Below are 12861 nucleotides of genomic sequence, written 5' to 3'. Positions count from 1 at the left end.
CACCCCGTTTGGAGGTATTCGATGGGCCGCAGAGCGGTAGTCCTGTTGAGCGGTGGACTGGACTCGGCGACCACCCTGGCGATCGCGCTTGAGCAGGGGTATCAGGTCCATGCGCTGACCCTGCGCTACGGACTAAGACATGAACTCGAGGTGGAGGCCGCCCGCCACGTGGCCGAAGCCATGGGAGTGGCCCGGCACGTCATCACCGAAATCGATCTGCGCACGTTCGGGGGCTCGGCGCTCACGGGAGACCTGGAGGTACCCAAGGGCGCAGTCGCAGCTGGGGATCCGGAGGAGATTCCCGTGACGTACGTCCCTGCAAGAAACACCATCTTCCTGTCGCTGGCTCTCGCCTGGGCCGAAGTTCTCGACGCCCGCAACATCTTCATCGGCGTCAATGCAGTCGATTACAGCGGATATCCGGACTGCCGACCCGAGTTTCTTGCTGCCTTCGAGAGACTCGCCGGCCTCGGTACCAGGGCGGGAGTGGAAGGGAGTCGGCCGTTCCGGATCCATGCACCTCTGATCGATCTTACCAAGGGGGAGATCATCCAGCGCGGACTCGCGCTGGGCGTCGATTACGGGCTGACACGGAGTTGCTACGATCCCGATGAGTCGGGCGCTGCCTGTGCCGAGTGTGACTCCTGTCGCCTGAGACTCGCAGGATTCGCTGCGGCGGACGCACGGGATCCGGCTCCGTACCAGCCTGCGTAACGGAGAGGGGGGGATTGGCTTCCTCCCGCTGCGCGGGACTCGCCGAGCTCGCTCGCTTCGCTCGCTCGGTTCGAACCCCTTCCAAGCGGAGAGGGGGGGGATTGGCTTCCTCCCGCTGCGCGGGACTCGCCGAGCTCGCTCGCTTCGCTCGCTCGGTTCGAACCCCTTCTAAGCGGAGAGGGGGGGATTGGCTTCCTCCCGCTGCGCGGGACTCGCCGAGCTCGCTCGCTTCGCTCGCTCGGTTCGAACCCCTTCTAAGCGGAGAGGGGGGGATTCGAACCCCCAAGCCCGTGAGGGCGCCGGTTTTCGAGACCGGTGCATTGCCGTTCTGCCACCTCTCCAGGTGCCGCATACAGGGGTCCGGCAGACGCTCAGCACCCAGCATGCGGGGCCGGGGAAGGTGCTCCGCGAGGGTTCCTGATGTCAAACTTTTGAAAGCGACGGACGGGGTGGGATTGGGTCGCTACGCTCCCCGAGCTCGCTCCCGCTGGTCGCTCGGTTCGAACCCACGAGGGCAGGCGTTTCGGCCCTGCCTCGTGGAACTGCCTGGACGGACGGGGTGGGATTCGAACCCACGAGGCAGGGTTGCTGCCCACACGCTCTCCAGGCGTGCGCCTTAGTCCGCTCGGCCACCCGTCCAAAAAAACGCCTCCGGGTGTGCCGGAGGTTCTGCTGCAGGCGGAGGGGGTGGGAATGGGCTCTCCCTGCTTCGCAGGGTTCGCCGAGCTCGCTTCCGTTGGTCGCTCGGTTGGCTTCACCGCTCCGCAGCTCGCCGAGCTCGCTCCCTTCGGTCGCTCGGTTCGAACCCACGAGACTCTTTCGAGTCACGCCTCAACCGGAGTTTCGCCCCACACTCTCCTACTTCCAGGCGGAGGGGGTGTCCGCCTCCCCGCCATTCCCGTGCAGTCCATGCTGATCCCGTAACGTGTCCTAAATCCCTTTCCCCAAAAATGTTACATCCGCCATGCCGTCCCTTGACATCCCGTGATGTTCCGGGTATTCTTGAACACGCTGTGGGACGTACCGTGGGACAACAGATGAGACGGTAACCAAGAGCAATGACCTCGAAGACACCGAAACCAGCGACCGGACTCACCGGCCTGTTCGTCCGCAACGTCGGTCACAGCGGCAAGACCGGTCCAGACAAATACGGGGACCAGCACGGCCTCATCCTACGGGTGCTTCCCTCCGGGAGCAAGCAATGGATCTGGCGCGGCACCGTTGGCGGAAAGCGGGTGGATATGGGCTTGGGCGGATACCCTTATGTGACGCTCGCCGAGGCCCGCCAGAAGGCTTTCGAGTACCGCAAGTCGGCCCGGTCCGGCGAGGATCCGAGGCTGGCCAGAGAGGCCTCGCCGAAGTTCAAGGAAGCAGCCGAGACGGTGATCGCCATCCACCGTGCGTCTTGGCGTCCCGGCGGGAGAAGCGAGGGTCAGTGGCGGGCGAGTCTTCGCGACTACGCGATGCCGCGGCTGGGCGCGAAGGGGGTCGACGAGATCACGACGGCGGACGTGATGGAGATCCTGCTCCCGATCTGGTCGAGCAAGCCGGAGACCGCGCGGAGAGTGCGCCAGCGAATCGGCGCGATCATGAAGTGGGCGGTGGCCCAAGGCTACCGGGAGAGCAACCCGGCCGGTGACGCCATCGGTTCGGCCCTCCCCCGGCACGGGAAGGGCCGTCGGCACTTCCGGGCACTTCCCCACGGGGAGGTGGGCGCGGCGCTGGAGGCGATCCGCGCTTCGCGGGCATGGCCGGCGACCAAGCTCGCCTTCGAGTTTCTGGTTCTGACGGCGGCGCGGTCGGGCGAGGTCCGCCACGCCATGTGGCAGGAAATGGACGTCGGGACGGAGACTTGGACGGTCCCGGGCGACCGCATGAAGTCCGGGCGTACACACAGGGTGCCGCTGACTCCGAGGGCGATCGAGGTCCTCTGCGAGGCTCGCCGTCACGCAGGCGGCGATGGACTGGTCTTCCCCTCTCCGACCAATCGGGCACTCTCGGCCAGCACGCTCTCGAAGCTGCTCAGGGAGAACGGCGTTGCCGCCGTGCCCCATGGGTTCCGCACGTCGTTCAGAGTCTGGTGCGGCGACACCGGCGTGGCCAGGGAGGTTGCCGAGGCGGCCTTGGCCCACGTCGTACGTGACAAGGTGGAGGCCGCATACGCCCGAGGAACCCTTTTCGCGCGGCGGCGGGAGGTGATGGAGCAGTGGGCTCGCTACCTTGCCAGGCCCGCAGGAGCGGACCCTGCCTGAACGCAAACCGGACAGGTACGGACAAGGGGGGTACGAAACAGCGTTCTTGGCAACGATCAAAGGCGTCCCGTCGCGAGACCGACGCTCAAATCGAACAGAGGTGCAGGCTCTTCCGTCCCCCGATTGAGGTCTACATCTGGTTGGACCCTGCTCTCGACATGGAGCATAAGGAAGCACAATTCGGTCCCCATCTGGCCCAACCCTTTCTGTGGCTGGGAAGCTGACTGCGATAGGCACCGGCTCGCGCTTGTGGTCCCCACGCTTCGGAGGTTCGGGCTTCGCCTCTCCAAACTGTCGGTCTTCGGGATCCCCCTTTGGTACTGCGCAAGAGAACGGCGCTGGCGGTCTGGCCAGAGGCAGCTATCTTCGACCGTGACCGGGCCGCCCGGGACCTTCTTCGAGAGGGCAGATCCACATGAGCATACCTTTCAGCGGAGTGGCAGCCGTAGTCGGCTTGGGACTGGCACTTGTGATCGCCGGGCCCCTGAACGCACAGGAAATTGGGGCACGCGGCGGGTCCAGCGTCACCATCGGCGCCAGGATCCAAGCTCAGTTCGAGGCATCGAGCGTCGACGACACGCCCTCATCGTTCTTCATCCGCCGTGCGTGGGTGACGATGGACGGGCGGCTGAACGATCTGGTGGCGGCACGCGCGCAGTACGATATCGACGGGTCGACGGTGCTAGAGGCCTACCTCGAACTTACGGCGAGCGAAGCGCTGCAGGTACAGCTGGGCCAGTTCAAGAAGGGGATTTCGGAGTTCTGGCTCGTGCCGAACGCTTGGCTCCCGATCATCGAGCGCGACGCTCGGGTCACCGGCGTCGATCACTGCCCCGGTGTGGGCAGCGTGTGCTCCTTTGGTCGTCTGACCGGCGCATTGGGGCTGGACAACTACGAGCCGGGCATCCTCGCGCAGGGTCGCTTCGGGGAGCGTTTCGGATACCGGTTCACACTCACCAACGGTGAGGGAATCGGCTACAGGGACGTGAACCGCGGCAAGTCCGCCTCCGGTCGCTTCTCGGTGTTCCCGGCCGCCGGCAGCCGAGTGTCGGCCTACTTGGCCCTGGACGAGACGCTGGATTCGCATGGCGAGACGATGGGCGTGCCGGCCTACGGGGCCGAGGTGGAGATCGGGACCTGGCTCGACGGTCCCCATCTCATGGTCAACGCCCTGCAGGGCCGCAATTGGAAGCTGGACGACGACGCGAAGTTCTCGGCCCTTCAGCTCATGGCTTTCTGGTATTTCCCCTTGGCGCCCGAGTCACACTTCGCGGCGGTCGAGCCGATGGTCCGGGTTAGCTGGGTCGACTCGGGTGCCGAAGATCCCGACAAGGTCACGGGTACGGTCGTGACCCCGGGCGTGATGGTCTACTTCGTGGGCCGGAACGGGATCTCCACCAACGTGGATTTCTACACGTCCGGCGATCATTCCGACTGGTCCCTGAAAGTCCAAGCGTTCGCCTTCTTCTGATCGCCGGTCAAGTTCGGCAGACCGGTGCCGCCGTGCTTTGAATCTATGTCTGCTTGTGATAGACTTCGACTATTGGTCGGATCGGTCGATGATCGAAACGGAGGTCTAGGCATGTCGGGCGTAAGCGACAGCCTCAATCAAATCGACCTAACCGGGGGAGTTCGTGGTGTGCGGTCTTCTTCTCGATCCCCGGACTCTGAGGGCCCTCCGTCCGGCGGGCTCCTGACGCGCCGCTCCGCGATCCGCGCCGGTCTCGCCGGTCTGCTCGGCGCGCCCTTCGCGGCATCGCTCAACGCCTCTCTCGGCGCCCCCTCCCGACCGCTCGCTCCCGGCCTGCGCTGGAGCGGAAGGAGCCGCGCGCAGCCTGACGACGAGATCCTCCTTGGCGTGTCCGCGGCCTTCTCCGGGCCCTCGCGAGGACTGGGCACCGAACTCTACCGCGGCGCCATGGCCTGCTTCGGCCAAGTGAACGAACAGGGCGGCGTCAACGGGCGGCGAATCACCCTCAAGCTCTACGACGACGGTTATCAGCCCGATCCGTGCGTGGAGAACACGCTCAAGCTGATGCTGGAGGACGAAGTCTTTCTGCTGTTCGGCTACGTCGGCACGCCGACCGTCACCCGCGTCCTGCCGCTGCTGAAGAAGTTCCAGGACCAGCAGATGTACATCTTCTTTCCGTTCACGGGCGCCCAGCCGCAGCGGGAAGCGCCGTACGGGGAGTTCGCGTTCAACCTGCGCGCCTCCTATGGCCAGGAGACGGCCGGTCTCGTCGACAACTTCGTCCGCATCGGGCGGCGGCGCATCGCCGTCTTTTACCAGGCCGACGCCTACGGGCGCAGCGGCTGGGCCGGCGTGAGGGCGGCGCTGGCACGGCACGGGGAGACGATTGCAGGCGAGGCCACCTACAGGCGAGGCACGCAGTTCACGAGCATCATGCGGCCGCAGGTCGAGATCCTGCAGGAGGCCGAGCCCGATGCGGTCATCTGCGTGGGCGCGTACGCCGCCTGCGCCGCCTTCGCCCGCGACGCGATGGATCTGGGTCTGCACGTGCCCATCGCGAACCTCTCCTTCGTGGGGAGCGAGAACCTGCTCTCCCTTCTCGTGGAGGCCAGCCGCGACGACCCGGCCCATTACACGCCGTGGCTCGTGAACTCGCAGGTCGTGCCCAGTTACGAGGACACGACGATTCCGTCCGTGCCCGAGTACCGGGACCTGATGGACCGCTACGATCCACAGGTGCCGGAAGAGCTGGTGGTGGAACCGTACGACCCGTTCCCGTACAGCTTCACGAGCCTCGAGGGATACCTGGATGCGAAGCTGCTGACGGAAATCCTGCGTCGGATTGACGGCACACCGGAGCGCGGCAAGCTGAACGACGCGGTGTTCTCGGTGCGGAACTATGATCTGGGGATCGGCGAAATGGTCTCGTTCGGGCCCGATCGACGACAGGGCCTCCAGAGCGTCTACCACACCGTCGTGGAGGACGGCCGCTTCGTCACCCTCAACGACTGGGAAGCCAAGTTCGGCCTGAACGCGACGAGCGACGGGGCCTCGTGAACCAGCCGGAATCAAACGAGATCCGGATCAAGAAGCTCTTTCGGAGGACGCGCTTCGGCATTTTCGTCCTCTTCGGGGCGATCGTCTTCTCCACCTCCGCCCTTTCGATCCGCACGGTCTCCAGCCAGCTGTCGGAGGAGTACGAGAGCAACAGCGCGAACATCGCCAAGAACATCGCCGACTCCAGCGTCGACATCCTCCTCAACCGCAACCTCGCGACGCTGCAGTCGCTCATCGACCAGTTCGTCGAGATCCAGAGCATCCGGTACATCTACATCACGAGCGACACCGGCGAGATCCTGACCCACACGTTCGTGCCGGGCGTCCCGGACGTGATCCGCGAGGGCGACCCGCACGCCACCGAGCCGATCGAGCGCAGCCTGCCGGGGATGGGCGATTTCGTCGAGGTCGGGAGCCCGATCCTGGCTGGCCAGGCCGGCACGGTGCATGTGGGGATGGACCTGGACCTCGTGCGGCTGAAGATCCAGCGGGCCACCGGGCAGCAGATATACCTCATCTGCATCATTCTCATCGTCGGCATCCTGGGCTCGATCTGGTTCGTGAGGCTCGCCGTCACGCCGCTGGAGGATCTGCTCTCCTACGTGGTGACGCTGGCGCGCCGCGACGAAGCCGCGGCGACCGATGCGAAGGTGCTGGCGCGCGATGACGAGATCGGGGAGATGGCCCGCCTCATGCTGCACGCCGTGAAGGGCGAGACGGCGCCGGGAGCGGACTGACGTGGCCTCATCCACAGAGGGCTGGAAGGCGCCCCGAGTCGCGATCGCCTTCTTCTGCACCGTCCTGCAGGTCTGCTTCGGCACGGTGTACGCCTGGAGTTTCTTTCAGACGATTCTTGTCCGGCAGGCCGGCTGGACGTTCACCGAGGGATCGCTGGCCTTCTGCATCGCGATCTTCTCCCTCGGAACGGCCGCGGCCTGGGCCGGCCAGCTGCTGCCCAAGGTGGGGCCCCGGCGTCTCGCCCTCATCGGAAGCACCCTGTTCGCCGGTGGCTACGTCGTGGCGAGCGTCGCGTTGCGGCTGGATTCGATCCTGCTCTTCTACCTCGGCTACGGGTTCATCGGCGGGATGGGCATCGGACTGGGGTACGTGACGCCCGTCACCACGGCCGCGAAGTGGTTCCCGGACCGGAAGGGACTGGTCACGGGCATCGTCGTGATGGGCTTCGGCATCGGCGCGCTCCTCCTGAGCAAGGGTCTCGCGCCCCTGCTCGTCGTGCAGACGGAGGGGGACCTTGCGCAGACCTTCCTGTGGCTGGGGATCGTCTTCGCCTGCATCCTGATCCCGAGCAGCCTGGTCATCGACGACCCCCCCGCCGCCCAGGTCGCGCCGTGGAAGCAGCCCGCACAGGTGGCCCCGTACCTGAAATCCAGCCAGTTCGTCATCATCTGGATCGTCTTCTTCTTCAACATCGCCGCGGGCATCTCGGTCATCAGCTTCCAGTCCGAACTCCTCCAGGAGGTGTGGGGGCTGGCCGATCCGAGCGTCGAACCAGCGGTGCTTGCGGAGTACGGAGCGACGCTCATCGCGGCAAGTTCCGTGTGCAACGGGCTGGGACGGATCCTGTGGGCGTGGCTCTCCGACCGCGTGGGGCGCGTGGCGGTGTTCCGGATGCTGCTCGCGAGCCAGATGGTCGTGTTCGGCGTCCTGATGACCGAGTCCAACCCGTGGGTGTTCTCGGCGCTCGTGTGCTACGTGCTGCTCTGCTTCGGCGGCGGGTTCGCGACCATGCCGTCGTTCATCCTCGAGGTGTACGGTCCCAGGAACATGTCGAAGGTCTACGGCGCGATCCTGACTGCGTGGGCGGCAGCCGGCATCTGCGGCCCGCTGTACGTCGGATACCTGAAGGACAGCTACCCCGACCGGGCGGTCATGTACTGTTTCCTGATCGGGATCCTGATGCTGGGCGCGGGCTACCTGTTCTCCTACCTGCTCGACGATGACCGCGTCCGCCTCGGCCGCCCGACGGTGCGGCAGACCCTGGAGCGCTACGGCATCCCCGTCCCCGACCGGTCCTGACGGGCACCGAAGCGAAATAACGCGAAAAGGGCCGCCTACGCCCCGACCAAGGCAACCCAAGAGCTACTCCAAAATGACCCATCACCCGGTAACCCGGTCGCGGATGCAAGTCGCACAGGTCGCGGCGAAACCTATCTCAGCTACAACGGAACCTCGATGCCGAATCTTCGATCACAACGCTCTTTCCACACATTTCCGGAACCTGGATCAGCCCCGGAAGCCGGACCCTCACTGAGTCAAAATATGGTCTGCCCAGACCCCCAGAAGAGGGGATGAGCCCATCAAGCTCCCGGTGGGCGATACGCGACGCCCCGCGCGACCGCCTCGTCAACGGTCTCCGGGTCGACCAGAACAGTCACGGCGACCGTAAGGGCCCCGGCTGCCGCGATGTTCAGCGATAATGACAGGGCTGCTGTCTCGTCCGGAAGGTCGGCGATCAAGTAGAGGTCGTCGTCGCCGAGAGCGTAGTAAAACCCCTCCAGCGTGCCACCGATGCTCTCCACGGTTTGGCGCAAGGCCTCACGCCTCCCAGTGCCTCCCTCGGCAATCAGACCTTTCAAGCCGGACGGCGTGTAGCTTGTCCGCAACATGTACTTTCCCACGTTCCCCTCCAATTCCTTGGCCCACAGTCGACGGTGAAGAAGCCTCTCTCGTAACGATCGCGAGTCGGCATCTCGCTAGACCCGAGCAGTTCACTTCCGAAGCCAGATTCGACCATACCGAACCCGCCGTCAAGACGGTCTTGCCATCGCCTCCGGCGACGAGGGACAAGTTTCGTTAGCGTTTGCGCCCTGCCGACCAATTCAAAACGCTCTGAATTGCCGTTGACTCACGTCAATCCCGAGATGCGACCGCGTACGCCGCAAGATGGGGCCGATACACCCCCCGAGGCTCGTCAACTCCGGCCGGGTGTGTCACATTTTCGGCCGCCATTGACAGTTGGTACTGGGTTGCCGTGGATCACCCCAAAACCACTCTTTCCGCGCCGATAGCGGTCACCCGCCGGTCCAAGCGCGAGGCCCCGTTAGGCCGACCAAGTCTCGTTGGAGACTTGCTGCGTCACATATCCTCGACGCCGTGAGCGAAACGCTGGTGTGGCGACCACATCGGGACCTGGGGTTTCGGGCACCTTCAAGGTGCGACACCGCAGGGGAACGTGCGGCAATCCGAGAACTGGCGAACCGGTCGAGGTCTCGCCGCGTGTTGAGTCGGCATTCGAGCCTTCGAGTTGCCTCAGCATTCGAGTGGACCAACGTTGCGGCGCATCCGGAACTGACAAAGCCCTTCGAGGCCGCTGCGTTGTAGGCCTTGGGACGGCGTTCCCGCCGGCTCGAACACCGTTAGGTAGTCAAGCAAGCAAGCAAGCAAGCCAGCCGACGCGACGTTGAACATCGCGGCTCTGGCCAAGGGGGTGCTCGGCCCCCTTGGAACCCCCGACGCCCCGCGCACGGTCACCCTCCCCGGATTCGGGCCGCCGGGATCGCTTGCGCCCATGCATCTACGACTTTCATAGTCAGTGGCCCCTGTAGGGCTTGACGGGACCTGATCCATGTGGAGGCGTGGCCAAGATGCATCGGAGACTCGGACCATTGGTTATCGGTGGAATGGCAACGGTCGGAGCGCTCGTCGCCGTTTTGGGAGCTACAGGCATCCGTGCCCAAGAGGTTGTCGATCTGCCTGCCGAGGATATTCCGCTCCCGGCGGAGTTCGAGTCGGTGTACCGCGTCGGCTCTGCGGACGCGGTGGCCCGATGGGAGGAATTCTCCTCCATCCAAGGCGTCGGCTTCGACGGTGTGGGGAACCTGTACTTGCTGGACGGGGCGGGCGCGGGGGGCGGAGGGCGGGTCGTTGTCGTGGATGCTTCCGGACGCCATGTCGGAGACTTCGGGCGCGCGGGCCAGGGTCCGGGCGAGTTTCAGACGGCGTCGCAGCTGGTCGTATGGGAGGACGGAGGAGCGTTGGTTGGCGACATGATGAGAGGATACCACATCTTCAGTCCCGGTGGCGGGTACGAACGCACGGTGCGGGAGTCGGGTCCAGGATTCGGCTTCGGAATCCGTGCGGGTCTTCGATCGGAGCGGACGGGGTCTCGGACGGTGTTGGGCCGGGACGAACGCTCGATCCTCCGTATTGACATGTCCTCGGAGGAGGTCGAGGACCGGTTGCTGTTCGAAGCTTGGGCTCCACGAGCTACGACCGAGTTCCCGGACGGTGCGGGTTTCGAGACTGTGCTCGCCGCGCTCGCCGACGCGGAATGGGGATTTGAACCGGAGGTGCTGTTCGACGCGCTGCCAACGGGCGGGATCGCGTTTTCCGATTCTACTGCTTACGCAGTCAAGCTCACCGATGCCTCCGGGGCGGTCTCGCGCATCCTACGCCGACCAATACGACCGCTGCCGGCGACGGAGGAGTTGAAGCGGGCGGAGCGGCAACGGCGGCTCGAAAGGGAGAGCAAGCGGACGTTTACCTCCCTGAGCGGTGGCGATCCGCCGCCGCAGGTCTCGGAGATGATCAGCCGCATTCAGTCTACACGGCGGGAGGCTCTTGATAACATGCAGTTCCACGCCGACGTGCCTGTGATAGCCGCCGTGCGCGTCACGTGGGACGGAAGCCTGTGGATCGAGCGGAGCACGGAGCCGGGTGCAAGCGATCCGGGTCCCATCGACGTGCTCGCACCGGACGGGCGCTACGTCGGAACCTTCCCCGCCGGGAGGCGCGAAATGCCGGACGCCTTTGGTCCCGACGGTCTGGCAGCTTTCCTCGGCACGGACGAGTTTGATGTCCCGGTCATCACCGTGAGGCGATTGCCGCAAGATGTCCGGTAGACTCCCGGCCCCGTGTCGATGAGCGCGTCACGGAGCAGGGCCCACGGGTCATCGGTGGTGGTGAAGCGGCTGCGGCGGTTGGAGCGACAAGACAACCTCCCGGAGCCGCCGACGGGTTGACGCATCCCACGCGGCGATCCTGACGATGCGCGGATACGCTCATCGGGGCGGTCACGCGAGCGCCAAGCCCACGCCGGCGAAGCGCGTTTCTTGGGGGGATCGAAGGGGGGCGGAGCCACCCCTCGCCAGCCGCAGTGTTCAACACCGCGTGTGCTGGCTTACGACCAGTAACGGTCAGGAGCCAGCGCCCCAGCGGCCTAGTGCAGCCTCCAACTCGCGACGCTCGCTAACGACGCATACGGTGCAGTCGCGCCTGAGCCGGCGCCGGCGCTCGAGCCAAGTCGGTGCGCCTGTACGCGGCCCCGATCCGGTTGCGGAACTCTGTGCCGGCGCCGCGTCCTCCGCCTCGCGGAGATGGTCAGTTTCGTCGGCGACCCTGTCGCGGAAGCTCGACCGAGAGTTGTGCAGCACAGCCCGGTCTTCAGCCCCCTGAGCAGGCCCACGATCGCCGCGCTCCCGACCGGCTTTTTCTGCGCAGACGAAGGAACACGAGCGGGCCGCCGTTTCCGAGCTGCCGCGCGGTCTTCATCCGGCTCGCCGGAATCCTCCAGACGCGCTTCGCGCGGTCGAGCTTGCTCCACACCGCTCCATGGACCTCGCCGCCATCAGCACCGCAGCCGGCTGGCCGTCTGGTGCTCCCCATTCCAGATTGGAGGCGGTGCCCCAGGACCTCGTCCCCCGCTTGGAGCGCCGGGCGGCCGGATAACCAAGACACCATCGCGCGGCGGTCAATGAGCCAGGCAACAATGGACGATACCATCTGGCGGTACTACCGCGAGCAGTGTGTTCCTCCGACTGCCCGAGGCCGCTCATGGGACCATTGCTACGGGTTCTTCCGACGGCACCGCGAGGACCTGGCAGACCAACAAGACACCGAGGTGGTAGACGCCGCCGCCCTCCACTTGGGCTGTTACCTCGCCAGTTGGGGCATGTATCGGGGCCCTTTTCTCCGGGAGCATACGCATGAAGTCCATAAGCCGGTCATCCGCGTCCTGACGTCGACTCAGTTCTCGGACCTCTGGCAACCTGATCTCGGCATCCGCAGGGAAGACATCGAACTCGTGGGGATGATCATGGACTTGGTCAAGAACGGTTGAGGCCACCTACAGAGAACTCATGGTGAAGAAGCAGCAGAAAGAGATGGGCCTGGTGGTCACGAAGGTCCTGCTGGGAACGGTAGGCTGCCTCCCGGCGCGCGACAGGTATTTCGAGAAAGGGTTCAAGCACGAGGGGAACACCTACGGCAGCCTTGATAAGAGCTTCGTCCAGCGGGTCCTAGAATTTTCCGCCGAAAACCGGTCGACACTGAAAGAGTTACAGCGTGAGATGGTTGAGTCTGGTGGACCGCAGTATCCGCTCATGAAGCTGGTGGCCATGCACTCCTGGCAGACCGGGAAAGGGCGCATAGCTCGATGAGCGAGTTCGATAAGGGCGTCATTCTGCGGGCGCACCGGTTCCGCGCCGAGATGGCCGGGTATCGGCTCGAGCGCGGTCATTACATGGACGGAGAGGACGATCGCGCGGACCGGTGGTACGTGGTGCTCGCTTCCCGGAAAGTCTCGACGGGCGCCGACCGGTCGGGACCGGGTTTCCGCACGATCGCCGGGGCGGCGGACGAGGCCGAGCGGCTCGCCGGGGAGAGGCGGGGCCGACGCCCGGGCGCTCCAATCCGGGCTCGCGTGGACGCTCGTGACGAATGACGCCAAGCGGATGCTGGTCGAGTTTGCTGACGGCTCGCCGTTCGGTCCGGTCGCCGTTCGGCGGTTGCTCGGATGCCGGGTCAGGAGGGCGAGGCGAGCGATCCAGAGTCTCGTCGACGCGGGACTGGCCCGGCCAATAGGCCAGGGCAGAACCACTCTGTACAAGCTCAGTCCCCGGGGACGGG

At 65.3% G+C, this 12861-nt stretch carries 11 protein-coding genes and 2 tRNA genes; 10 read left to right on the top strand and 3 right to left on the bottom strand.

Going from position 1 to position 12861, the window contains the following annotated elements:
- Window positions 1–21: 21 nt before the first annotated feature.
- Entirely contained in the window at window positions 22–714 is a 693-nt protein-coding gene (queC, locus tag ACOOGH_RS16675; RefSeq protein WP_420449978.1) for a 7-cyano-7-deazaguanine synthase QueC, read from the top strand.
- 259 nt (window positions 715–973) lie between these two features.
- Here queC and ACOOGH_RS16670 read toward each other — a convergent pair.
- Window positions 974–1055 (bottom strand) — tRNA-Ser (locus tag ACOOGH_RS16670).
- A gap of 210 nt (window positions 1056–1265) precedes the next feature.
- Window positions 1266–1353: transfer RNA gene (locus ACOOGH_RS16665), tRNA-Ser, on the bottom strand.
- A gap of 419 nt (window positions 1354–1772) precedes the next feature.
- On the opposite strand from ACOOGH_RS16665, the gene ACOOGH_RS16660 reads away from it, so the two are divergent.
- The 5 genes from ACOOGH_RS16660 (at window position 1773) to ACOOGH_RS16640 (ending at window position 8031) form a co-directional block, all read left to right on the top strand.
- Window positions 1773–2966, top strand: a complete 1194-nt coding sequence (locus tag ACOOGH_RS16660) for a tyrosine-type recombinase/integrase (RefSeq protein WP_420449977.1) — start codon at window positions 1773–1775, stop codon at window positions 2964–2966.
- A 415-nt stretch (window positions 2967–3381) separates the two neighbouring features.
- Window positions 3382–4437 (top strand): porin, encoded by a 1056-nt coding sequence (locus ACOOGH_RS16655; RefSeq protein WP_420449908.1) that lies wholly within the window; start codon window positions 3382–3384, stop codon window positions 4435–4437.
- A 111-nt stretch (window positions 4438–4548) separates the two neighbouring features.
- Entirely contained in the window at window positions 4549–5994 is a 1446-nt protein-coding gene (locus ACOOGH_RS16650; RefSeq protein WP_420449907.1) for an ABC transporter substrate-binding protein, read from the top strand.
- Window positions 5991–6731 (top strand): hypothetical protein, encoded by a 741-nt coding sequence (locus tag ACOOGH_RS16645; protein ID WP_420449906.1) that lies wholly within the window; start codon window positions 5991–5993, stop codon window positions 6729–6731. Before ACOOGH_RS16650 ends, ACOOGH_RS16645 begins: the two co-directional genes overlap by 4 nt.
- Before the next feature lies 1 nt (window position 6732).
- On the top strand, window positions 6733–8031 hold the full coding sequence (locus tag ACOOGH_RS16640; RefSeq protein WP_420449905.1) for an OFA family MFS transporter: 1299 nt from the start codon (window positions 6733–6735) through the stop codon (window positions 8029–8031).
- Between the two features lie 281 nt (window positions 8032–8312).
- Here ACOOGH_RS16640 and ACOOGH_RS16635 read toward each other — a convergent pair whose 3' ends face one another.
- Window positions 8313–8633 (bottom strand): GYD domain-containing protein, encoded by a 321-nt coding sequence (locus ACOOGH_RS16635; RefSeq protein ID WP_420449256.1) that lies wholly within the window; start codon window positions 8631–8633, stop codon window positions 8313–8315.
- 492 nt (window positions 8634–9125) lie between these two features.
- On the opposite strand from ACOOGH_RS16635, the gene ACOOGH_RS16630 reads away from it, so the two are divergent.
- The 4 genes from ACOOGH_RS16630 (at window position 9126) to ACOOGH_RS16615 (ending at window position 12676) form a co-directional block, all read left to right on the top strand.
- Complete coding sequence (locus ACOOGH_RS16630) at window positions 9126–9419, top strand: HU family DNA-binding protein (protein ID WP_420449976.1); 294 nt, start codon at window positions 9126–9128, stop codon at window positions 9417–9419.
- A gap of 216 nt (window positions 9420–9635) precedes the next feature.
- Entirely contained in the window at window positions 9636–10856 is a 1221-nt protein-coding gene (locus ACOOGH_RS16625) for a hypothetical protein (RefSeq protein ID WP_420449975.1), read from the top strand.
- Between the two features lie 1236 nt (window positions 10857–12092).
- A complete protein-coding gene (locus tag ACOOGH_RS16620; protein WP_420449974.1) occupies window positions 12093–12392 on the top strand; it encodes a hypothetical protein in 300 nt (99 codons plus the stop codon).
- Window positions 12389–12676, top strand: a complete 288-nt coding sequence (locus ACOOGH_RS16615; protein ID WP_420449973.1) for a hypothetical protein — start codon at window positions 12389–12391, stop codon at window positions 12674–12676. The genes ACOOGH_RS16620 and ACOOGH_RS16615 overlap by 4 nt, the downstream gene beginning before the upstream one ends.
- The last annotated feature ends 185 nt before the right edge of the window (window positions 12677–12861 follow it).

It is taken from the genome of Candidatus Palauibacter sp. (assembly GCF_965213655.1).
In the GTDB taxonomy this organism is placed as follows: Bacteria; Gemmatimonadota; Gemmatimonadetes; order Palauibacterales; family Palauibacteraceae; genus Palauibacter.
This window is presented reverse-complemented; position numbering and strand designations above follow the sequence as displayed.

What these genes read in the sequence shown, in the direction of transcription:
- queC (WP_420449978.1), top strand. Translation starts at nt 22, where the DNA reads ATGGGCCGCAGAGCGGTAGTCCTGTTGAGCGGTGGACTGGACTCGGCG.
- ACOOGH_RS16660 (WP_420449977.1), top strand. Translation starts at nt 1,773, where the DNA reads ATGACCTCGAAGACACCGAAACCAGCGACCGGACTCACCGGCCTGTTC.
- ACOOGH_RS16655 (WP_420449908.1), top strand. Translation starts at nt 3,382, where the DNA reads ATGAGCATACCTTTCAGCGGAGTGGCAGCCGTAGTCGGCTTGGGACTG.
- ACOOGH_RS16650 (WP_420449907.1), top strand. Translation starts at nt 4,549, where the DNA reads ATGTCGGGCGTAAGCGACAGCCTCAATCAAATCGACCTAACCGGGGGA.
- ACOOGH_RS16625 (WP_420449975.1), top strand. Translation starts at nt 9,636, where the DNA reads ATGGCAACGGTCGGAGCGCTCGTCGCCGTTTTGGGAGCTACAGGCATC.
- ACOOGH_RS16620 (WP_420449974.1), top strand. Translation starts at nt 12,093, where the DNA reads ATGGTGAAGAAGCAGCAGAAAGAGATGGGCCTGGTGGTCACGAAGGTC.
- ACOOGH_RS16615 (WP_420449973.1), top strand. Translation starts at nt 12,389, where the DNA reads ATGAGCGAGTTCGATAAGGGCGTCATTCTGCGGGCGCACCGGTTCCGC.